Source organism: Nocardia sp. NPDC047654 (assembly GCF_043205035.1).
In the GTDB taxonomy this organism is placed as follows: Bacteria; Actinomycetota; Actinomycetes; order Mycobacteriales; family Mycobacteriaceae; genus Nocardia.
In genome coordinates this window covers 35647-58288 of the sequence record NZ_JBIDDF010000005.1, presented here as the reverse complement: position 1 = coordinate 58288, position 22642 = coordinate 35647, and the positions used below count along the sequence as shown (strand labels likewise).

The 22642-nt window shown below is 68.6% G+C and carries 18 protein-coding genes; 10 read left to right on the top strand and 8 right to left on the bottom strand.

The genetic code is table 11. The annotated features are described in order from the left end of the window. Positions 1-12: 12 nt before the first annotated feature. The 3 genes from nbtC to ACGF7Y_RS17395 are packed head-to-tail and all read right to left on the bottom strand — an operon-like array spanning position 13 to position 5159. Positions 13-3057 carry a nocobactin polyketide synthase NbtC gene (gene nbtC / locus ACGF7Y_RS17405; protein WP_393234768.1) on the bottom strand — a complete coding sequence of 1015 codons (3045 nt, stop codon included), beginning with the start codon at positions 3055-3057 and terminating at the stop codon, positions 13-15. Further along, on the bottom strand, positions 3050-4378 hold the full coding sequence (locus ACGF7Y_RS17400; RefSeq protein ID WP_393234765.1) for a polyketide synthase: 1329 nt from the start codon (positions 4376-4378) through the stop codon (positions 3050-3052). Before ACGF7Y_RS17400 ends, nbtC begins: the two co-directional genes overlap by 8 nt. 7 nt (positions 4379-4385) lie before the next feature. After that, positions 4386-5159: a thioesterase II family protein gene (locus tag ACGF7Y_RS17395; protein WP_393234762.1), complete on the bottom strand. Its 774-nt coding sequence runs from the start codon at positions 5157-5159 to the stop codon at positions 4386-4388. A 184-nt stretch (positions 5160-5343) separates the two neighbouring features. Between ACGF7Y_RS17395 and ACGF7Y_RS17390 the strand changes: the two genes are divergently transcribed. Continuing rightward, the gene (locus tag ACGF7Y_RS17390; protein ID WP_393234760.1) at positions 5344-6006 is read left to right on the top strand and encodes a GNAT family N-acetyltransferase; all 663 of its coding nucleotides are present in this window, start codon (positions 5344-5346) and stop codon (positions 6004-6006) included. Positions 6007-6038: 32 nt separating this feature from the next. On the opposite strand, the gene ACGF7Y_RS17385 is transcribed toward ACGF7Y_RS17390, so the two are convergent. Beyond that, a complete protein-coding gene (locus tag ACGF7Y_RS17385) occupies positions 6039-7325 on the bottom strand; it encodes a SidA/IucD/PvdA family monooxygenase (RefSeq protein ID WP_393234757.1) in 1287 nt (428 codons plus the stop codon). 172 nt (positions 7326-7497) lie between these two features. Between ACGF7Y_RS17385 and ACGF7Y_RS17380 the strand changes: the two genes are divergently transcribed. Together ACGF7Y_RS17380 and ACGF7Y_RS17375 are read left to right on the top strand one after the other, a co-directional pair. Further along, positions 7498-7968 carry a hypothetical protein gene (locus ACGF7Y_RS17380; RefSeq protein WP_393234754.1) on the top strand — a complete coding sequence of 157 codons (471 nt, stop codon included), beginning with the start codon at positions 7498-7500 and terminating at the stop codon, positions 7966-7968. A gap of 105 nt (positions 7969-8073) precedes the next feature. Next, complete coding sequence (locus ACGF7Y_RS17375) at positions 8074-8781, top strand: siderophore-interacting protein (RefSeq protein WP_393234752.1); 708 nt, start codon at positions 8074-8076, stop codon at positions 8779-8781. 216 nt (positions 8782-8997) lie between these two features. Here the strand turns inward: ACGF7Y_RS17375 and ACGF7Y_RS17370 are convergent, their stop codons facing one another. Both ACGF7Y_RS17370 and ACGF7Y_RS17365 read right to left on the bottom strand, forming a co-directional pair. Beyond that, on the bottom strand, positions 8998-10734 hold the full coding sequence (locus tag ACGF7Y_RS17370) for an ABC transporter ATP-binding protein (RefSeq protein ID WP_393234749.1): 1737 nt from the start codon (positions 10732-10734) through the stop codon (positions 8998-9000). Continuing rightward, positions 10731-12584, bottom strand: coding sequence for an ABC transporter ATP-binding protein (locus ACGF7Y_RS17365; protein ID WP_393234747.1), 1854 nt, complete (start codon positions 12582-12584; stop codon positions 10731-10733). The genes ACGF7Y_RS17370 and ACGF7Y_RS17365 overlap by 4 nt, the downstream gene beginning before the upstream one ends. 447 nt (positions 12585-13031) lie before the next feature. On the opposite strand from ACGF7Y_RS17365, the gene ACGF7Y_RS17360 reads away from it, so the two are divergent. From ACGF7Y_RS17360 to ACGF7Y_RS17330, 7 genes are all read left to right on the top strand, one after another. After that, positions 13032-13226 (top strand): hypothetical protein, encoded by a 195-nt coding sequence (locus ACGF7Y_RS17360; protein WP_393234745.1) that lies wholly within the window; start codon positions 13032-13034, stop codon positions 13224-13226. 131 nt (positions 13227-13357) lie between these two features. Beyond that, a complete protein-coding gene (locus tag ACGF7Y_RS17355; protein WP_393234743.1) occupies positions 13358-13810 on the top strand; it encodes a TIGR03667 family PPOX class F420-dependent oxidoreductase in 453 nt (150 codons plus the stop codon). A gap of 5 nt (positions 13811-13815) precedes the next feature. Continuing rightward, on the top strand, positions 13816-14397 hold the full coding sequence (locus ACGF7Y_RS17350) for a putative glycolipid-binding domain-containing protein (protein WP_393234741.1): 582 nt from the start codon (positions 13816-13818) through the stop codon (positions 14395-14397). A gap of 61 nt (positions 14398-14458) precedes the next feature. Beyond that, a complete protein-coding gene (locus tag ACGF7Y_RS17345) occupies positions 14459-15388 on the top strand; it encodes an RluA family pseudouridine synthase (RefSeq protein WP_393234739.1) in 930 nt (309 codons plus the stop codon). A 53-nt stretch (positions 15389-15441) separates the two neighbouring features. Further along, positions 15442-16185 carry a CPBP family intramembrane glutamic endopeptidase gene (locus ACGF7Y_RS17340; RefSeq protein ID WP_393234737.1) on the top strand — a complete coding sequence of 248 codons (744 nt, stop codon included), beginning with the start codon at positions 15442-15444 and terminating at the stop codon, positions 16183-16185. A 350-nt stretch (positions 16186-16535) separates the two neighbouring features. Then, entirely contained in the window at positions 16536-19016 is a 2481-nt protein-coding gene (locus tag ACGF7Y_RS17335) for a hypothetical protein (RefSeq protein WP_393234735.1), read from the top strand. 285 nt (positions 19017-19301) lie between these two features. Further along, a complete protein-coding gene (locus ACGF7Y_RS17330; RefSeq protein WP_393234734.1) occupies positions 19302-19751 on the top strand; it encodes a Zn-ribbon domain-containing OB-fold protein in 450 nt (149 codons plus the stop codon). Between the two features lie 191 nt (positions 19752-19942). Here the strand turns inward: ACGF7Y_RS17330 and ACGF7Y_RS17325 are convergent, their stop codons facing one another. Together ACGF7Y_RS17325 and ACGF7Y_RS17320 are read right to left on the bottom strand one after the other, a co-directional pair. Further along, positions 19943-22096 (bottom strand): MMPL family transporter, encoded by a 2154-nt coding sequence (locus ACGF7Y_RS17325; RefSeq protein ID WP_393234731.1) that lies wholly within the window; start codon positions 22094-22096, stop codon positions 19943-19945. 43 nt (positions 22097-22139) lie between these two features. Then, the gene (locus tag ACGF7Y_RS17320) at positions 22140-22619 is read right to left on the bottom strand and encodes an EXLDI protein (protein ID WP_393234728.1); all 480 of its coding nucleotides are present in this window, start codon (positions 22617-22619) and stop codon (positions 22140-22142) included. Positions 22620-22642 lie beyond the last annotated feature (23 nt).

The window sequence follows — 22642 nt, the reverse complement described above, 5'->3', positions numbered from 1 at the left end:
TCTCGGCCACCATCAGCCTCGGTTCTCGGACATGAGCAGCACGACGTCGTCCAGGGACGCGCCGCCCAGGACGGCCGCGACCGGCAGCTCGCGGTGCAGCGTCGTCTTCAACCGGGCGCGCAGATCGACCGCCTGCAACGAGTCGAAGCCGAGCGCGACCAGCGGGACCGAGCCGTCGATGTGGTCGGGACCGTCGAGGAGCATCACTTGTCCGAGTTCACGCCGGATGATCTGCGCGAGATCGTCTGTCACGTTCGCTTCCGGCTCGGCTGCGGCCGGCGGCGGCGCGGACGATGCGGCCACGGGCGCCGAAGGCTCGGGAGCCGGGAGGGCGGGTGCGAAAACCGTTGTCATGCCGACGAGTTCGACCGTCTCACGCAACCGCTCCCAGTCCGCGGACAGCACAATCCCGTTCCCGGTGCGATCGGCGAAACCCGCCGCGATCGCGGGCGCGGCGGGCATCGGCTGCAAACCCGCACCGAGGATTCGCGCCTCCACAGCGGCGTGTTCCGCACCGGGCAACCCCCACAGTCCCCATTGCACCGACACGCAATCCCCGCCCTGCGCCCGCAGCCGTACGGCGAGGCTGTCGAGCATGCGATTCGTGGCCGCGTACAACGCCTGTTCGCGCCCACCGAGCGTGGCCACGAACGAGGAGCACAACAGGACGGTGCAGTCGGCGGCCGATGGCACCGTGCGCAGCACCCCGGCGAGTCCGAGCACCTTCGCCGCGGCTGCCTCGGCGACCGCGGCCGATTCGAACCGTGACCACGCGTACTGGACCGCTGCGTGCACGACCACGCTCACAGGACGATCGGCGAAACGCCGCGCCAGGTCGGCCACCGCTGCCGCTTTGGTGATATCGCAGGCCACCACGTCGATCTCGGTCCGCCCGAGTTCGCGTATCGCCCGCACCCGCTCGGTGAGCGCGCTCGTCTCCCCGGTGCGGTTCACCAGGGTGATCCGGCGCGCGCCGTCGCGGACGAACTGCGCGCAGAACTCGAGGCCGACGTGTCCGGTCCCACCGAGAATCAAGACCTCGCGCAGATCCGGAGGCGTCGACGCACCGCCCGGCTCGGCGCGGACGAGACGCTTCGCGTGCAATTTTCCGTTCCGCAGCGCGAGTTCGGGCTCGCCCAGCACATGAATGGCTTCGAAGATCTTGTCGGCCACCGTGGTCTGGTTCAGCGACGCGGCGTCCGGCGGCAGGTCGAGGTGCCGGAACGCGATGCCGAGATGGTCCAGGCCCAGGCTGCGATACGCGGCGCTCGCCGCCGAGTGGGCGAGGGACGGGTCGTCTTCCGGCGTCGCGGCCTCCGCACCGGTTGTCACCAGCCAGCATTCGGTGACGCCCGGAGCGATCGTGGTCAACTGTTCGGTGATGCGAGCGAACTCGGCGAGTTCCGCGACCGCGCCTTCTTCGTCCGCGGCCACAGTCGGCGCGAGCAGCAGCACCATGGTATCGGCGGAGGTCTCGGTGTCGCGGATGGCGACGCCGTGGCGCGGGGCCCGCGCGTGCATCGCCGCCGCGAGTTCGTCGGCGCGAGCGTCGTGCTCGGCGAGCAGCACGGTCCGGGGTGCGGCCAGCGCGAACCGGGACAACCTGGTCCACTCCTCGCGCAACCGCACGGGCGGCACGGCGACCGGGGCCGGCGCTTCCGCCCCCGATTGGTACGGCGCCCACAGCCTCTTCTGATTCATCACCGTGGCGGGGAAGTCACGCAACGGCAGCGTCGGGCGCTCCTCCGATCCGGTGCGCAGTGCCTGCCAGTCGTAGTGCAGGTCGTGCACCGCGACCTCGGCCAGATTCCGGGTGAACTCACCGAGCCCGTTCGCGGTGCGCAGGGACGTCCCGGCGATGCGGAACTCACGGGCGGCCCGCCCCGGCTCCGGCGCGACGTGGGCCAGATTCTCCCGCAACGCCGGCTGCAACGTCGGATGCTCGGCGATCTCGATGAAGGTGTCCACGTTCTCGGCCGCCGCCGCGATCGCGCGATCGAAGCGGACCCGGTTGCGCAGGTTCCAGTACCAGTAGTCGTGATGCGTCGACTCGGCGGTGATCGCCGCCCCGAGCGTGCCTCCGTAGCAAGCGATATCGCCGATCGCGAAGGTCTTGCTGCTCAGTTCCTCCAGTCCGGAACGGAATTCGCCGCGCAACCGCGTCATCGCGGAGGTGTGCGACGGGAAGGACATCTGAATCCGCTTGGCGAACAGCCCTTTGTCCGTCGCGGTCGCCACGAGTTCCGCGATGGCGGCCTCGTGGCCGGAGACGCCGATCAGACGAGGCGAGTTGACGATCGAGACCTCCGCCCACCCCGAATTCCGGGCCAGCAGCTCCTCACATTCCTCCCGGTCGGCGCCGAGCACGGCCACCGCGTACCCGTCCGACAGGTCCCGCTCCAGCAGTTCGGCCCGGTGCGTGACTATCGATACCGCATCGCGCAACGTCAGCGCCTCGGCGACCACGCAGGCGGCGAGTTCACCCTGACTGTGTCCGATGGTCGCGGCGGGACGCACGCCCGCCGCCCGCCACATGGCGGCCAAGCCGATCAGGTGGAACATCCTGGCGGGCTGCACTTCCCAGAGCGTTTCGCCGTATTCCTCGTCGGCCGCGAGCAGATAGTGCACCGGCCGCGCATGGCCGTATCGCTCCTCGTGCACCGCCGCGCACTCGTCCACGGCGGCCCGGTACGCGGGCGAGAAGTCGTAGTACGGCTTGCCCATGCCGGGGCGCTGGCTGCCCTGGCCGGGGAAGACGAATCCGACGCGGCGTGCCGCGACGGCGCCGTCGGAGGTCACCACCGCGGGATGCGCGGCATCCGCCGCGACCGACCGCAACGCGTCGAGCAACTCCTCGCGCGTCGTGACCATGGCCAACGCGCGAAACCTGCGGGCGATCCTGGTGCGGAACAGATGGCTCGCCAGTCGGTCGGGGTCCACCCGCGGGTGGGTTTCGGAGTAGGCCAGGATCGCGGCGGCCTCGGCACGCAGCCCTGCGGCGCTGTCCGAGGAGAACAGGACCGGGGTGGTGCCGTCCGGTAGCCGATACTCAGGCATCACTGTCCTCCTCCAGAACGGGCATCCCGACGATCGCGTGCGCGTTGGTCCCCGCCACTCCGAATGCCGACACCGCTCCGTAGCGGACGCCATCGATCGGCTCCCACGGTGCGTATTTCGTGGCCAGCCGCAGGCTCGTGGTCTCCCAGTCGACCGCGTCGGTCGGGTTCTCCGCCCACAGACTCGGCACGACGTGACCGTTCGCGCCGCACAGCAGCATCTTGATCAGGCCGAGCATGCCCGCCGCCGCCTGCGTGTGACCGATGTTCGACTTGACCGATCCCAGCAGCGCGCCCCGCGCGCGCTCGGGCGCGCCGTACATCCGCATGAGCGCGGTCAGTTCGATGGGGTCGCCCACCGACGTGCCGGTGCCGTGCCCCTCGACGAGTCCGATGTGTTCCGGGGCGACGCGGGCCGCGGTGAGCGCCGCGCTGATCAGCCGTTGCTGCGCGTCGGCGCTGGGCACGGCCAGCGGGGCGCCCTTGCCGTTGTGATTGACCCGGGAGCCGAGCAGCCGCGCGTAGATCCGATGACCGAGCCGCCGTGCCCGCGATTCCGTCTCCAGCACAACCACTCCCGCCCCCTCGCCCCACAGGGTCCCGGTGGTGCCCGCGGAGTACGCGCGGCAGTGGCCGTCGGTCGACAGCGCGTTGTTCTTCGCGAACTCGACGAACATGCCGGGTGAACCCATCACGCACACGCCACCGGCCAGGGCCCAGTCGCATTCGCCCGCCCGGATCGCCGCCGCCGCCTGATGCAGGGCGGTCAAACCGGCCGCGCAGGAGGTGTCCACACTGATCGAAGGCCCGATCAGCCCCAGGCTGTGCGAGATCCGGCCCGCCACCGCGCCGAGCGTGGTGCCGGTCATCCGATAGCCGCTGTGCTCGCTGACGCTCGCCATCCGCGGCCCGTACTCCAACGGCGTGACGCCCATCCAGCACCCCGCGTCGGCGCCGTCGACGGCGCCGGGATTCAGTCCGGCGTCCTCGACCGCCCGCCACGCGACGCGCAATCCCACGCGTTGCTGCGGATCCATCGCGACGGCTTCCCGCGGCGTTATTCCGAAGAACGCCGCATCGAATTCCGTTGCTTCGGAGAGAAAACCGCCCGCATCGCGAACATCGGTCCAGCCGTCGTTGCGACCGAGGGTGAGCAGCTGTTCGATCGGCCATTCCCGGTCGCGCGGCAGCGGCCCGATGAGTTCTTTCGAGTCGGTGAGCGCCGACCAGAATTCCTGTGGACTGTTGATTCCGCCGGGGGCCTCGACCCCGATTCCGACGATGACGATATGGTCTTCGTCCCCCGAAGCCGATCCTGACATGCTGAACCTAACTGGAAAGAGCGGACTGTCCGGCGTCGGCGGCCGCGGCGGAGAGCAATTCCGCGATGCCGTCGATGTGGTCGTACAAATAGAAGTGCCCGCCGTCGAAGAGCGTGACCGAGCCGCCCCGAGCGCTGTGCGCGAGCCATGGGCGCAGTTCGGCGACGGTGACGAAGTCGTCGTCGGCGCCGCCGATGACCTCGATCCGCGCGCCGACCCGCACCTCCGGCTCGCACACGTAGGCATCGAAGGCGCGATAGTCGGCCCGCAGCGCGGGCAGTGTCATCCGCATGATGTCGCGATCGGCCAAAACGTCCGCGCCGGTGCCGTTCAGGGCCGCGAGCCGGTCGAGCAGCGCCTCCTCCTCGGTCGGCAGCGGTTCGCTGTCGGCGACCAAGGCGGGCGCCACCGCGCTGGACGCGCCGAGCAGCGCCACCGGCACCCCGGCGGCCTCGGCCTGACGGACGAACTCGAAGGCCACCATCGCGCCGACGCTGTGCCCGAATACCGTGATCGGAATACCGCGGTGGTACGGGGATTCGAGGAATTCCGCGAGCGCGCCCGCCGCGAGTTCGGAAAGACTGGCGGGCATCGGTTCGGCGGCGCGGTCCTGACGTCCCGGATATTGCACGAGGACGACGTCGAAATCCGCACTGAGCCTTTTGGACATGGTGCGGTAGGTCGAGGCTCCACTGCCTGCGTGGGGGAACAGCACCAGGGGCGGCAGCGTTTCCGCGGCGGGCTTGTGGAACTTCCGAATCCACCCGGGTTTTCTCGACATCCAACAGCTCCTACACATAACGCGGCATCAGCGAAAAGACACCGCGGACAAATGGATTCGGCCGCGGCGCGCTGTCCCCCGCCGTCCTCCGGGAACGGCCGGGCCTCGCCGACCACGAGAGGTTAGCATAGGGTAACCTTACATTCATCCAGCAGGGCCACTACCGAACGGAGCTCGACGACCGATGAACCCCACTGAAACGCCCTATGTCATCGCGCGCGAGCTGACCGACATCTCCGACGAACTGCGGGCCGTGCCCGCTCCGCCACTGCCCGCCCTGCCCGCTCCGTTCGACATCCGGACGGTCGACGCGGACGGCGACGACGCCGAGCTGCTCACCGAGTGGATGAACCGGCCGCATCTGATCGAGTCGTGGGAGCAGCCGTGGCCCGTCGAACTGCGCAGGCAGAATCTGCGCGCACAGCTGGCCGGAAGCTATTCCCGCCCCTGCATCGTCGGCTACGACTTCGCCGCCGCGGGCAGGCCGGAACTGGGCCGTCGCGACATCGCCTACCTGGAGTTGTATCGCCCGGCCAAGGACGAGATCGCCAGGATCTACCACGCCGACCCCTATGACGTCGCTTTCCACCTGGCCACCGCCGATTCGGAGGCGATCGGGCGAGGCATCATGTTCGCCTTCGTCAGCGGCCTGCTGGCCGGGATCTTCGCCGAATCGAACTGCCGCCGCATCCTGATCGAACCCGATCACCGCAATGTCGCGGTGCGGCGCATGACCGAGCGGTTCGGCGTCCCCGACCTCGGCGAGTTCGACATCCGGCCGGACCGCCGCATCACGCTCTACTATCTGCCGCGCACCCCGGCCGACATCCCGACCGTGCGGGAGTGAGGCGCGGTGCGCGGCGTCGACAGCGTGGGCACTCATCCGAGCGCCCGCGCGGCGGCGCCCGTGAGGTGCGCACCGGACCGCCGGGTGACCGGTTGCAGCACCCGATCGGAAAGTTCGCCCAGGCAACTCAGATTCGGGAACCCGGGCCCCTGCGCGACCGCCGCCAGGTTGGGCAGGTAGAGCTTGGTCTCCATCCCCGACACGGCGAGGTCGTAGCCGATCGATACCTCGATCCGCTCTTGGGTGGGCCTGCCGCCGACCGCCAGCTCCAGCAGGTCCGCCGCGTCCTGATCGAAAAGGTTCAGGAACCACAGCGGCTGGCCGCCGGTGGCATCGATGACCAGGTCGAAAGTATGCGATTGATCCGGACGCCGCTCGTTGCGCAGCGTCAGCGCCACCCCGTCCCCCTGCTCGGCGACGCGAACCGCACGGCCCTGCAAGTGATGTACCCGGCTGTCGCCGAGCAGGCTCTCCTGCACCCGCACCGAGAAGACGCCGCGGTCGGTCCTGCGGATGACGTCGCGCCGTTCCTGGACGGTCAATGCCGCCCACTTGACCGGATCGCTGAACAGCGAGTTCTCGAAATAGCTTTCGCCACGGGTGTAGATCGTCGCCATCGGCGAGATCACCGAGATCGACAGCATGCCGTGGCGCACCAGCTCGTCCAACGCCGATCCCGCCGTCTCGCCGCCACCGATCACCGCGACCCGGGAGGCGACGGGCAGGCTGCGCCGCCCGGCCAGATCCCAGAATTGCGCGATGCTCAACACTCGCGGATGGTCGGCGAGTGCCTTGGTGCTGACACCAGGACCGGTGATCATCAGCCCGGTCGCGTCCAGCCGGATCGTGCCGCCGTCGGGATCCGTCGCGGTGACGAGCCAGCCGTCGGCGGCGGCGCCGATGGAACGCACCGTGCCGGAGACGAGTTCGAGATCGATCCGGCGCGCCACCCACTGGAGATACTTGGCCCAGACGTGATGGGCCGGATTCGGACGACCTCGATCGATCCATTCCGCGTAGGTGCCCTGCTCGATCAGGAACGACGTCCAGCTGTAAGCCATCATGGCCGCGTTGATCTCCTGGTTGCGCCCGCGCGCCCAGGTCGAGTGATACGGGAAGCCCACGTCCTTCTCCGGGCTCGTGCCCAGCCGATGCCTGCCGTCGGTCCAGCCGCCGCTCGGCAGCCAGTTCCCGCCCACCGCGTGCGCCTCGACGACGACGACCCGCGGCGCGGGCAAGCCGAGTTCACGCATCACGTGCGCTTTCGCGGCCACCGCAAGGGCTTTCGGGCCGGCTCCGATCACCAGAAGCGTTTCCACCGGTTCTCCACTCTCTCCGACGTCCCGCGGCTTCCCGCTGGGTGCGCGGGTTCACTCCCGCGCCGACAATCAGAATCCGTCCGGATTATGTTTGCATAGGCTTACCTTATATTGCACACTCGTACCCGACCAGAGCGGTGACACTCACACCCGCGAACGATTGGATGAACAAATGACCAGGACTTCGAACAAGGCCCTTACCCGGCTCGCCGCAACGACGTTCGCGCTCGCGGCCGCGCTCGCCGGCACGGTGGCTACCGTCGCGCCCGCGGTGGCGGCACCGATGGTCGCGCCCCTGCACGCCCAGGCCCCCGGCGCGGGCGAGCTGACCGCCAAACTGCGCGTGGCGATCAACACCGGGGCCTCGCGCAGCGCGCGGGCGGCGGAGCTGGAATCGGGCGACGCGGGCGTCGCGACGATGGACAAGATCGCGGGCCTGCTCGCGGCCGCTCCGCCGAGCCTGCGCTACAGCGTGGTCAACCCGTCCACCTCCGGCGACCGGATCGATGCGCAATTGCTGGTCACCACCGAGGGTTACCCGGACTTCACCTACGACGTCTCGTGGAAGCAGATCGACGGCCACTGGAAGCTGACCCGCCAGGCGGAGTGCAGCCTCGCCTCGGCGCTGGCGCTGTCCTGCTGATCTCGGACCCTCGCACCCCCGGGCACCGCCCGGGGGTGCGACCCTCCGCGGCGCTACGGAAAGCACCACGCGACATTCAACTTTCGTTAGGCTAACCTTAGTGCCATGGGCAAAGGCTTCAACGGTCTGTTGGTCAAGGCGTGGGGTGGGAACGACTACCGGCTCACCGTCACGTCGACCGAACACGTCACCGACAAGTACGTGCGACTCGGCTTCACCGCCGGCGGGCTACTCGCCGACCACCCGGTTCACCCCACCCAGTGGGTTCGGTGCTGGTTCCCCGACGGGGAGAGCGGCAAGCTGCAACAGCGTGGCTACACCCTGGTCGACCCGGACCCGGACGGTGACCGCTGCGCGATCGAGTTCGCGCTGCACGATGGGCTCGCCGCCCGCTGGGCGCAGAACGCCTCGGTCGGTGACGAACTCGACGTGTCGGTGCTCGGCTCGAATTTCCAACTGCCGGAGTCCACCCCCGGCGAATACCTCATCTTCGGCGACACCGCCTCGCTGCCCGCGATCAACTCGCTGCTGGACGCCATCGGCGACACCCCGGCGCGGGTCTGGCTGGAGTGGCAGCACGAATCCGACACCACGATCCCGCTGCGCAACAAACCGCACCACCAGGTGACGTGGTTGCAGCGCATCGATGACGGCCGATTGCTGCGCGAAGCGGCCCAGGAACTCACCTGCGCGGCAGACGCCTTCGCCTGGGTCGCCTGCGACGGGCACACCACCCGCTCGATCGTGAAGAGCTTCAAGACGACGCACAACCTGCCCAAGACCGCGATCAAATCCCAGGCCTACTGGAAGTAGGGTTTTCGCCCACGCCGCACCGCTCCCACGCGGTGCGGCGTTTCCGCTTGTCGACGAGCCGAACGCGACAGGCAGCCGATTCGTTCACGGCCGCAACGGACGACAACCTCTGCGGTGCTCCTGCACCGAGCACGAGGCGAGCCGGCCGCCACGACCACCGGATGTTCCGGCGCTCACGGCGGCCGGGTCCGCCCGGCCGGCTCGACGTGTGAGCCGCTAAGTGCCGGCAGGTTCCAGATGCCAGCCCGCCGCGCGAGATCGCTCGTTCCAGAACGCGGCGTAGCGGCCGTCGAGGGCGAGCAGTTCCGCGTGCGTACCGCGCTCCACGATCCGTCCACCGTCCACGAACAGGATCTGGTCGGCGTGGGCGATGGTGGCCAGGCGGTGCGCTACGACGATCACCGTCTTGTCCTTGGTGATCTCGTGCATCCCGCGTACCACGACCGCTTCGCTGTGCGGATCCAGCGCACTGGTCACCTCGTCCAACAGCACGATGGGCGCGTCCTTCAGCAGCGCCCTGGCGATCGAGACGCGCTGGCGCTCACCGCCGGACAGCGCCGCGCCGCCCTCGCCGACCCGGGTGTCGAAACCGTCGGGAAGGCGCTCGACGATCTCGTCGACCCTGGCCGCGGCCGCGGCGCGACGCACCTCGGCGTCATCGGCCTCCGGCTTGCCGATCCGGATGTTGTCGGCGACCGACCGATCGAACAGGTACACGTTCTGGAAGACCAGCGACAACTGATCGAGCAGCGTCGCCGACGGCTGATCACGCACGTCGTGCTCGCCCACCACCACCCGGCCCGCATCCACGTCGTAGAAGCGGGCGGCCAACCGCAACAAGGTCGTCTTGCCCGCGCCGCTCGGCCCGACGATGGCCGTGGTGGTGCCCGCGGGCACGCTGAAGGTCACCCCCGACAGCACCGGTTCACCGGGACGGTATCCGAAACTCACGTCGTCGAAGACCACCGACGGCGTTCCCGGCGTGACCGGCGCGTCCGCCTCCGGCAGCACCGGTTCGTCGAGCAGCTCGGTGACGCGGTCGGCGGCCGAACCGGCCGAACGCAGCGCGCCGCCCAGCTGCGCGGCTTGATTGAGCGGTTCGATGAACCGCGAACTCACCGCGATGAGCGCGATCGCGACGGCAGCGGAGATGGCGCCGTCGGTCACCCGCGCCACCGCGACGTACACCAGTACCAGGAAAACCGCCTGCACGAAGAGGGCGAACAGAATCAGCCCCGGCACGCTGGCGAACACCATGCGCGACCCCGCCGAGCGCTGCCCGGCCAGGGCGGCGTCGAGCGCCCGGTTTCCCGAGCCAACCGCGCCGAACGCGCGCAGTACCGGCTGGGCCTGAGCGAATTCGATGACGCGCGAATCGGCTTCGGCCGCCGCCGCGTGCATGCGCTGGTCCGCGCTGGTGTAGGCGCGGTTGGCCAGGCCGTTCACCAGGTAGAGCACCGGCGCGGCGAGCAGCATGGCCAGCGCGATGCGCCAGTCGACCATCAGCATGCCGACCGCGACCGCGAGCGGGACGATGACACCGGTGAGAATCCTGGCCAGCAGATAGGCGACCAAGCCCTGCAGCTCACGCACGTTGTCGACCATCAGCCGCCCCAGCGGTCCGGCGTCATGGGTCTCGAACCAGCCCAGGGGCAGTGCGTTCAGATGGTCGCCGAGCCGAGTCTGCAATCCGCGCTGCATGCCGATGCCGACGCGCAACCCGATCGCCGCCTGCAGGTAGCCGAACACCACCACGCCCGCGACGGCGGCGACCATGCCGAGCGCCCAGAGCCAGGCGCGGCCGAGATCGTCGTCGAAAAGCGCCGTCAGCACCGGGACCAGCAGCAGATACGCCACGGCCTGACTGAGGGCCTGCGCCACGATGACGGCGAACAGCTTCGGGGTGAGGTGGGCGAATTCATCCGGAACCAACCCCAGCACCTTGCGAATCATCGGACACCCTCCGCACTGTCGACGAGGGCGATCCGGCCCAGCGCCGCTTCATTGATCTCCCACAGCCGCTGATAGGCGCCGCCCGCGGTGACGAGACTCGCGTGATCACCCTGCTCGACCAGTCGTCCCCGTTCGAGCACCAGGATTCGATCCACCCCGGTGATGGTGTGCAACCGGTGCGCGATGACCAGCACCGTGCGGCCCGCGACCAGCACCGCCAGCGCGTCCTGCACCGCCGCTTCGGATTCCGGGTCCGCGAAGGCGGTCGCTTCGTCGAGTACGAGGACGGGGGTGTCCGCGAGCAGTGCCCGTGCGATGGAAAGCCGCTGCGCCTCGCCGCCGGACAGGGTCGCGTCGACGCCGAGCTCGGAGTCGTAGCCACGCGGCAGCGCCACGATGCGATCGTGGATCTGCGCGGCGCGAGCAGCCCGCTCCAACGCCGCGTCGTCGGCGTCGGGCCGGGCCAGGCGCAGGTTCTCCCTGATGCTGCCGCGAATCAACCGCACGTCCTGGAAGACGAATCCGACCGTGCGGTAGAGCTCTTCGCTCGGGAAGTCGCGGACGTCGCGGCCACCGATGGTGATCCGGCCCGATCCCACGTCGTAGAAGCGCGGAAGCAGTTTGGCCAGCGTCGACTTGCCCGATCCGCTCGGACCGACCAGCGCGGTGATGGTGCCGGGAGCGAGTTCGAGGTCGATGTCGCGCAGCACGTCGTGGCCGGAGCGATAGCCGAAGCCGACCCCTTCGAACCGGACCAGGCCGGCGGGCGCGGATGCCGGTTCGGCGGCCTCCGCAGCCCCGGTGCTCAGTTCGGGGGTTTGCTGTAGATCGTGCAGGCGCTGAGCGGCCACCGCGGCCGCCCGCAGCGCCTGCGCGCCGTAGCCGAGACTGAGCAACGAGCTGCCCAGCCCCAGGCCGACCAACAGGAACGGCAGCACATCCAGGGGCTCGACCCAGTCCAGGCCGACTGCCGCCAATCCGCCGAAGACCACGACCAGCATCACGAACACCGGGGTGACGACGATGTCGGAGGCCGCCTGCACCTTCAGGATCGGCATCTTCAGCCGGTGGACGCTGCGCGCCTGGTGCTCGACGGCGTCCTGGAACGCGCTGTGCGCCTTGCCCGCCTGGCCGAACGCGCGCACCACCTGGATGCCGTCGACGAATTCGATGGTCGCCTGCTTGGTGGCCTGCTCGGAGCGCGTGTAGACCACGAAACGGTCCCGCCCGTCCCGGTCCATCATCCGGCTGTAGAGCACGGCGTACGCCAGGACCGGCAGCAGCAGGACCACGGCGAGCCGCCATTCGACGGTGAACAGATACCCGAGGGTGATCAGCGGAACGGTGAGCGCGCCGACGAACTCCAGGCGCGCGTGCGCCACCAGGTAGTGCAAGGCCTCCACGTCGTCCTGCAGATACTTCCTCACCTCACCGGACGTGCGCTCGCCGAACCAGCCCAGCGGCACCCGGGTCAGCTTGGCCGCCAGCGCCCGGCGCACGGTGAGCTGATATCCGGCGTCGACCAGATGCGTCCAGGTCAGCGCGGCGGCTTGGAGCAGGGCGCGGGCCACGAGGACCAGCACCGCGATCGTCAGCAGACGCCACACCCGCTCGGTGTCCGCCTGGTCTCGGAGCAGTTCGCGGCAGGCCTCCACGATCAGCACGAAGGGCACGACCGCGCACGCCGACGCGACGGCCATGATGACGCTCGCGACGGTCAACGGGCCACGCACGGGCGCGAGAATCTCCTTGCGGGCCCGCGCCTCTTGCTGCTTGCGTTCTTTCAGCACCGTCTTCGGCGGCCGGTTTCCCGTCTGCGCCGCGGGCAGCGGCGCGACCTCTACCGTCATCTGGACCCTCGTCTCTCACCCTTGCGGCATCCGTCACTGGAATCGCCCCATCCTCACATGGGAACGCCCAGTAAGAAAGGTTAGCCTAAGTTACCTTGCCTCGTCCGGTCCGTCTTCATCGCTTCGCGCTCGATGCGCCGGCCCCTACAGATCCGGCCAGGCGCCCCGCATGCTCGTCCGGCTCGCCGTCTCGTGCGGCAAATTCCGCACCTCGTGTCGCGTCATGTCTCGCAACAGCATTGCGCCGGACACTCGGCGACATACCGGCTGTTGTCCTTGCCGACTTGTTTCGTCAATGTGCGAAAACTGTTCCGGACTCGCGGTTTTCGATCTCGCGACGCGCCGGGGAAACCTCCGTGAACGACGCCGCATCCTGGTCCGATAGCTCGTGCGCATCGCTGATTTCAATTCGAAAGCGAACCCATCCGACGCGCAGGAGCATCGAATATGTATGGCACGGCGAATTGTTCGGTTCTGACCGAATGCGCGAAAGATCCCGGCGAACTGACCGCGGGCCAAGCGCATACGGCCATGCAGGTGCGCCTGGATTGCGGCGTCGAATTGTGCCGGGTCCGGCGGCGCGCACGCAGGACGCTGGTCGAGGCTCGCCCGATGGTGCTCGACGAGCGGGCCACGCCGTAGTGGCGTTCGCGATGGACGCACGGCGCTCGTGCCTCGGCTCGCCGGTGCGGACGGCGATGAACTCGCACGCACCGGAGTGGCTTTTGTGCGTGGAGCGGAATCGTCCCGGCGGCCGAGGCGTTGACCCTGCCATGACCGCAACGGCATCCGATCGATCCGCCGACCCCGTCGTGGATACCGAGACCGAATTCGGCGCGAAAGTCGCCGGACGACTCGACCGCGAGTCCGTTCTCTGGCTGACCACTGTCGGCCCCACCGGCACACCGCAGCCGAACCCCGTCTGGTTCCAGTGGCGCGACGGCGAGTTCCTGATCTTCAGCAAGCCCGGCCAGCCGAAGGTGCGCAACATCCAGCGCAATCCCCGGGTCTCGTTGAACCTCAACAGCACCGAGCACGGCGGCGAGGTCGTCGTGCTCACCGGCACGGCGCGCGTGGTCGACCAACGCCCCGGCGCGGACGAGATCGATGCGTTCACGAAGAAGTACGCCGACGGCCTGCGTTCGATCGACCTGACCGACGAGCAGTTCTATGCCGAGTACTCGGTCGTGCTGCGCGTCACCCCGGACCGGCTGCGCGGATTCTGATCCCCATGATGTTCGAGCCGCCGCCGCCCACCGCCGCGTGGCGACACCGCACCGCCCGCGAGGGATTCGAGGTGGCGTATTTCCGGGTCACCGAACTGGGCGTGCTGATCGACGGCTGCACGACGGCCGTCGAGGACGGCGCGGCATGGGTGGTGGACTACCGGATCGCGCTGGACACCGAATGGCGGACGTGCCGGGCCCAGGTGGGGGTGCGCAAACCGGGCGGCTGGAACACGCTGGTGCTGGAGTCCGACGGTGCGGGGTCCTGGCTGCTGGACGGCATGCCCGCGCCACTGCTCGACGGCTGCCTGGACGTGGACTTGGAATCCTCCGCGCTGACCAACGCCCTCCCGGTGCACCGGTCGGCGTGGGAGATCGGCGACGGCGCGGACGCCCCCGCGGCCTACGTGTACGCCTCCGGCGCCGCGGTGGCCCGGTTGGAACAGCGCTATCTCCGCATCGCCGACGGCGCGCACGGACCGCGGTTCCACTACGAGGCCCCTGAGTTCGACTTCACCTGCGCCCTGGACTACGACAAGTCCGGCTTGGTGCTGGATTACCCGGGTATCGCGGTCCGCGCCCACTGAGCGCCCGACGCGGCACGGCCTCGGTTAGCCCGGATCCGGCCTGCGGTTAGGGTCGATACCGATGAGAAGGCGGCAACAACCGCCGTTGCCCAAGCGGCACGGCTTGGACCCGGCCCGGCTGCGGCTACCGGAGCAGGGTCACTGGGCGACCATCCGGGACCACTTGGTGGAGCGCCTGCCCCGGGTGCCCGCGGCGCGGATCGATGAACTGCTCCACGCGGGCGGCATAGTCGACCTCGACGGCCCGATCTCCCCCGACGCAGCGTACGTGCCCGGCGGCGCGGTCTGGTTCCACCGCGACCTGCCCGAGGAGACGGTGGTCCCGTTCGACATCCCCGTCGTGCATCGCGACGACGACCTGCTGGTGGTGGACAAGCCGCACTTCCTGGCCACGATTCCGCGTGGTCAGCACATCTTGCAGACCGCGCTGGTGCGGCTGCGCCGGGAGCTGGACCTCCCCGACCTGATCCCGGCGCATCGGCTCGACCGCGTGACGGCGGGCCTGCTGCTGTTCGTGATCAACCCGGCCCGCCGCGGCGCGTACCAGACCATGTTCCACAAGCGCACCGTGCGCAAGGAGTACGAAGCGATCGCCCCGTACGATCCCGGCCTCGAGCTGCCCCGCGTGGTGCGCAGCCGGATCATCAAGGAGAAACAGGTGCTCGCCGCCCAGGAGGTGCCGGGCGAACCGAACGCGGAAACCGAGATCGAACTGCTCGAGCACCGCGACGGCCTCGGCCGCTACCGGCTGCGCCCGCGCACCGGCCGGACCCATCAGCTGCGCCTGCACATGAACAGCCTCGGCATCCCCATCCTCGGCGACGACTTCTACCCGGCGCTCACCGACAAGCCCGTCGACGACTTCACCAGGCCGCTGCAATTGCTCGCCGCTTCGCTCGAGTTCACCGACCCGGTCACCCGGAAGCCACGCCGTTTCCAGACCACGCGCACCCTGCAGGCCTGGACCGATCCGCACGGGTGGGCCGGCTGACGGCGCCGGGCCGCGCGCAGTGAACCTGTTTCAGATCCGTACACTGGTCCGGGATGGCTCAACCCGACCTAGCAGCACCCATCCAGCAACGCCAGAGAGCGCGCGCTTACCTCGACGTCGCCGTCGTCGTGCTCGTTCTGGCGGGCACCAATCTGATCGCGCACTTCACCACCGCGTGGGCGAGCATCGTGACGGTGCCGGTCGCGGCGATCGCACTGCTCGCGCTGATGCGCAGGCGCGGCCTCGGCTGGTCGGAGCTGGGCCTTTCGCCCCGGTACTGGCGGCGCGGTTCGCTCTACGCGCTCGGCGCGGCGGCGCTGGTCATCGCGGTGGTGGCGATCGGGGCGGCACTCCCCTTGACCCGGCCGTTCTTCTTGGCCGATCGCTACGCCACCATCTCCGGCGCGATGATCGCCTCGATGATCGTCATCCCGCTGCAAACCGTGATTCCCGAGGAGCTGGCCTTCCGCGGTGTGCTGTACGGCACGCTGGATCGCGTCTACGGTGCGCGCGGCGTCTTCGCGGCAGGCTCGCTCCTCTTCGGTCTCTGGCACATCGCCTCCTCCCTAGGGCTTACCTCCAGCAACCGCGGCCTGAGCGGAGTCGTCGGCGGCGGCGTGGCCGGACAGGTCATCGGAATCCTGCTCGCCGTCTTCGCGACCGCCGCGGCGGGCGTGGTGTTCACCTGGCTGCGCCACCGCAGCGGCAGCCTGCTCGCCCCCATCGCCCTGCACTGGTCGGTCAACGGCGCGGGAGCCCTGGCCGCCGCCATCGTCTGGCACACCACACTGAGCTGACCTGGATTTCGGACGGACGATTGCCTCCGCGTTCTTCCGGGCCGTGGAAACGCCGGCGCGGGGAACCGCCTTGCGCAGTCGATCAACCGACGACCGCCCGGAGTGGCGAAAGTCGGCGCAGGGCGAAATCGAACTCACTTTCGACACGCGGGCACCTCGACAAAAGAGCCGCTCACCCGGATATTCGACGCGCACCACGAATTTCGGCAGCTCGGCGTGTCGCCGCCGGCCCAGTGTGCATCGCATTGACCACGGGCAGAGGTCGGTTTAGTCTCACTCCGATCACACATATGTTCGAGCACTCATGTCTCCACCACCCGACATGACACCTGCTCCCGGGAAGGCTCGCGATGCCCGACGAACCCTCGAACGGTAGTTCCGAGATTGCCGCGCTGGCACAGCAAGTCGAGACCGCGCGTGGCAAATTGCCCCTGCAATTGGATCCGGCCCTGCTGGACGTGCTGTCCGAACGCGAGATCACCGCTGAGCGCGAACTCGCGGAATGGATTCGCGCGCAGCGGCGCAAGCAGCGGCGCCGGGAAATCGAGGCGGAGCTGGCCGCCGAGCGACGCGACCGGAAGTCGGCGACGGCGTTGCGCCGCTCGGAGGAAGCCGACGCCCGCTGGCACCGGCGCGCCCTGGCGGCGCGGCGGCGGGCCTCCAGCGAAGACGCGCGCCTGGCACAGCTCTACCAGCGGGCGGAGTGGTCGTCGCGCGCCCTGATCACCGTCGTCGTCCTCGGCATGGTGTGGGCCGGGGTCAACGTGCAGCACAATCTGGTGCCCAGCGGCGACATGTCCGATCCGCTGTACTGGTTGAGTTACGGCATCGAGGCGATGATCTCGATCCCGATCATCACCATCATGGTCGCGGCGACGACCGCGTCGCGGTGGGGCCGTGAGCTGGCGCGCGGCAAGGTGATCTTCTTCGAAGCGGCGCTGCTCGGCACCACCGTCGCGCTCAACACCGGACCGCATCTGGCCGCGGGCGACCTCGGCCGCGCCGCCGAATACGCGATCGCGCCGGTGATGGTCGGTGTCGTGATCTGGCTGCACGCCTGGGTGTCCGCGCGGTACGCGGTGCTGATCGATGGCGCGCCGGTGATCGAGCGCGACCAGCGGATGATCCACATCGACGCACAACGGATTCCCGGCACGTCGGAAGCCGGTGGATACCACCCTCTCGGAGCAGCGGCGACCAGCGGCCGATTTCCCCGGGAAGGCGAGGCTTACGCCGCACGTGTGACCGATGACCGCGAGGCGAGTTCCGGAACGCGTAATCATCTGGACGACATCCATTGTTCCGGGTATGAAACCGCCGCCCACCGCACCGTCCCGGCCGCGACGACCGACACTCGTCCCGCAGCCCGGCTCGACGAGTGCAGCACGGCAGCAGCGACCGTGCCGGGCCCGGCACGGGTCGACCACGGGAAGTCGTCGCGCAACGGTCACGCGGTCGGATCGCCGATCAACGGTCACCCCATCACGGTCGACCGCACCCCATCCGCCACCGCGGACCCCAGGAACGGCGAAGTGCGCGAGCACTCCACCACCTCGGGTCCCGCCGCCGAGCGCAGCAACGGCCACGCCGCCGAACCCGCTGCCGCGCTCCCGCACACTTCGAACGGCTACCCCGTCGAAACCACTGTCAACGGATACACCCACGGCCTGACCGTGAACGGCCACACCCTCCTGCCTATCGACGGCAGAACCGATCGGACGGCTGCCAACGGAAGCGCACACCCGCACGTCAACGGAAACACGGCGCACCCGGCCATCAACGGCCACACTGTCGAAATCCCCGCCGACGGCGCAGTGCAGCCCTCGCGGGTCGATGAGAAGATCGTCCGCCCCAGCACCAACGGTCACGCCGCCGAGATGCCGACCATCCGAGCGCACGAACTCCCGGTCGACGGGCACACCGATCCCACCGAAGACCACCCGGATAACCTCGCTTCCACCGAAAGCCCGAATCAGCCGGTTGCCGGCTCCGAACTGGCGGCTTCCCCACCGCATGTGATTCCGCCCGCAGCCCGACATGTGCCGGAGACCCGCGCCGACGGACACCGGACTCGACCGGGCCGCCCCGAAGCGGCACAGCCTTCCCCCGCCGGCTTCGAGCAGGGGGCACCGAGCCGAGACGAAGCGCCCGGGCCGGAGATGCGGCAGCCGCGTCTCGAGTCCGCACCACTCGCGGCACAGCAAATTTCGCTCGCCGACCTGCACGAGGACCTCGACTTCGATTACCCCTCATCGACCTCGGCGAACAGTCCTGCTTCGCATGCTCCTACCACTCGAGGCGAACGCTCGGTCGATCGCGTGCATCGCGAAGATGACGCCGCCCGGCGTCCGGGTTCCACCGATCCCAAGCGCACACCGGCCCCCGCGACCGCCGACACTGCCGCACAGGTGCACCCGAACGCCACCGCCCCGCGCGCAGCGAAACGCGGGAAGTCGGTGTCCGCCGAGCAGAACGATCGCTCCGCCGACGCGGAGAGTGAACAACTGGCCCTCGAGGAGACTCCCGAGCCGTCGCACCCCCGCGTCGACGCGATGGCGATTGTCGAGGATAACGACGAGGACGACGAATTCCCCACCGAATCGGACGAAGCCGACACCGACGACGACGAGATCTCCGCGATCGCCCGGGCCATCACCGGCCGCCGCCTCTCCAATCTCCCGATCGAGGAGGTCAGAGAGATCCTGACGCTCGCCGATCAGGGCGGCTCGACCCCGGCCATCGCCAACGAACTCGGCCTCGCCCGCTCCGCGGTCACCCGCGTGCTGGACTCCGCGATCAAAGTCCACCGCCCCTACGCGACCATCGGCTGAGCACCGACCGCACCGAGCACAAGGTCGGGCCGCGCCTGTCGACGAGGTCGTCCGGGGTCCGCTCTCGCCGCAGTCGCGCAGGTAGCGTCACGGGCGTGTCCCGCTGGCTCGGTGTGCCAACCGGAACCGAAGCTCGAGTCCCCGGCGTCGGAGTTCGCCGTGGCAGGCGGCACAGCGCCGAAGAGCGGAAAAACAGGTATGCCCGGGGTCGTTCGGCCGACGCGCGCCGCGGCCTGCCGGGAGAGGCTGGAGCGGAGTTCGCCAGCACCATATCGGGAGCCTCGTATGCACACGAACATCGTGAAGAACACTTCGAATATCGGCGGAGACCGCAGCGCCCTGTGCGTGGATGGCAGGTTGATGATTCACCGTTGCGTGCGGTGCGACAAGCTGCTCGCGCCGATAACGGCCGCGTGCTCGTCCTGCGGATCCAACCAGCTCGAGAGCGTGCCGTCGTCGGGTGCGGGTTTTGTCGTGTCGTGGCGGGTGGTGGAGCGTGCCCCGGTCGACAGGCATGGTGAGCTGGTGCCGCTGACGATCGCCATCGTCGAACTCGACGAAGGCCCGTTGGTCTACACGTCCATCGAGGGGGGATTACCCGCATCGCCGGGCCGGCGGGTGCGCGTCCAATTCCAGCCCCACCCCTGGGAGGACAGATTTCCTGTGTTCTCGCTCAGTAGCGCTCCGCGAGACTCAGGGCATCGACCCCTGTCCCAGGTCTCTTCCGGCGCGTGATCGCTGTGCACTGCGCACAGGATCAATCGGTTTCCCGTGACCACGATCGAAGCACGATGAGCCGTGCCATTTCGTCCGAGCCTGCTGTATGTCACGGATCTCGCTCTCCGGCGAAAAAGCTGTGCACCCGGTAGATCCGGGTGCACAGCTCCGGGCTGATCAGCCGTGGCGATCGCCGATGCGCACAGCCCCTATTCCGATCGGCTCACGCCGACGGCGCTTTCCACGACGCCGCGAGCGTCCGGTCCGGCATCGGGCTTCTCGTCCCCGTGCCCCGGCCACCATGCCTTGTGCCCGATGATCGCCGTGAGCGCGGGCGTGAAGAACATGGCCATGACGAAGGCCGCGATCGCGATGCCCACCGAGATGGCGAAGCCCATCTGCGCGAGGACGTTGTTGCCCGCCAGCATCATCGACGCGAACGTTCCCGCCAGGATCACGCCGGCCGCCGCGATGGTCGGTCCGGTGTGCCGCAGGGCCAGTGCCGCGGCTTGTTTCGGTTCGTTGCCCTCTCGGGCCTCTTCCCGCAGCCGGGCGACCATGAGGATGTTGTAGTCGGTGCCCAGCGCGACCACGAACAGGTACATGATCACCGGCAGCGTGAAGATCAGGCCGGTCTCACCCCGGAAGTGCTGGAAGACCAGCACCGCGGCGCCGAGCGTGGCGGCGAAGCCGAGGAACACCGACGCCATCAGGTACCACGGCGCGACCAGACTGCGCAGCAACAACCCGAGCACGATCATGATCAGGATCGCCGCCACCGGGAAGACGATCGCGTAATCCCGCGCCATCGCGTCCTGGAAGTCGACGAATACCGAGGTCAGCCCGCCAACCGCGGCGGTCGTGCCCGCGGGCGCCGCCGAGTGCGCGGTGTCGCGCAGCGGCCCCTTGACGGTGTCCAGCGCGGCATCCGACTCCGGCGCGGCATTCAGCGTCACCGCGAAGTCGGCGATCGTCTTGTCCGCGGACAACTTCGGCTCGGCCACCTGTCCCACACCGGGCACACCGGCCAACTCGTTGCGGTAGGCGGTGAGCTGCTCGGCGGTCAACGCACCGTCGGATCGCAACAGGACATCCGAAGGCTGGGTGGTCCCGGCGGGCAATCCCTTGACCAGTTCCTTGCTGTACACGACGGATTCCGACGCCTCCGAAGTCGATCCGGAGCTGAGATCGAACGTCGGATGGAAGCCGAAGGCGAAGATCCCCAGCACCACCAGCACACCGCCGGAGGCCACGGCGAATACACCGGGCCGACGGCCGAGCGCGTTGCCCGCCGCGGTGAAGCGCGCGCCCTTCGGTTCGGTGCGCCATGCCTTGGACGGCCAGAACACTTTGGTGCCCAGCAGCGAGACCACCGCGGGAACCAGCGTCAGCCCCGACGCCAGCGCGACCGCCACCGCGATCGCCAGCGCCGGGCCCATGGCACGGAACATGCCGAGCGAGGACAGCACCAGCGCCATGAACGCGATGATCACCGCGCCCGCCGCGGATGTGATCGCCTCACCCACCCGGGTGACGGCGCTGACCATGGCGGTCTTCGGATCCTCGCCCGCACGCAGCCGTTCGCGGTAGCGGAACATCAGGAACAGGATGTAGTCGGTACCGACACCGAACAGCACGACCACCAGGATGGCGCTGATCGATGCGTCGATCTCCAAGTCGAACGCCTTGGCCACCACGGCGATCAATCCGTTGACCATGCTGGAGACCGCTCCGATCACGACGATCGGCAGCAACGCGATCACCGGGCTGCGGAAGATGATCAGCAACAGCACCACGATCAGCACGACGGTGGCGATGCCGATGATGGCCATGCCCTTGTCGCCCGATTCGCGTTGGTCGAGCACCTGCGCCGCCTGGCCGGTGATGCCCGCCTTCAGCTCGGTACCCGCGACGCGTTCCTTCAGCTCCTTGCGCAGCGCCTTGACCGCGTCGCCCTGCGTGGTGTCGTTCGGATTCGTCACCTTGGTCATCTGCACCGCGATGATCTGGATCAGGCGGTTCTCCGACGGCGGCGTCGGTTGCATGCCGATGACGTCCTTGATCTGCGCGTTGCGCAGGTCGTTGCCGATCGACACGACCGAAGCCGCGTCCGCGTCGGTCAACGCCGCACCGTCCTCGCGGGCGAACACGATGATCGCCGCGGGAGCGGAGCTGTCCGGGAAAGCCCTCTGCTGTAGCTCCAGTGCCTGAATCGACTCGTAATGCGAAGGCAGGAAGGCGGATTGGTCTGTCGTTGATTTGAGTTCCGGCGCCGAGGCCACCACCGCGATGGTGAGCAGCAGCCACAGGCCGATCACCTTCCACGGATTGTGGACGACCACGGCCCCCAGTCGTGCGAACATCTGCGAAGAAATCCTTTCCGGATTCGGTGAAAGCGGCGGTATCTCAGATCTGCAAGTCCTGCGAGGCCGGGTTCTCGGCCACATCGACGACCGTCCGGTAGATGTGCTCCGGGATTCGGCCTCGCAGCTCAGCGGGCGAGTCCACGATCTCCACCGTGTAATCACCCCACTCGCGCTCGCCGCTGCCGGGCCGCAGCAGCTCGCGCCAATTCTTCCATTCGGTCCAGTCGATCGCGACGGATATTTCGCGCCAGTCCGATTCCCGTCGGTGCACCACGAACTTGCCTTTGCGGCTCAGGTAGACCCGCACGACGGTTATCCCGACTTTGTTGTATTCGCGGGATTCACCGAGCAGCCTGCCGAAGAACCGCTGCTGACGCCCGCCGCCCGGACCCACGCGCAACACGATCCGGCGCAGATCGTCCGCGTCGACCGGCTCGGTGGATTCCTTCACGATGGTGACGCCGCAAGCCTGCTCCTCGACAGTGCCCGCACCGCCCAGGTTGTTCGGATCGGTGGTCATGATTTCCCCATTTCATAGATCAG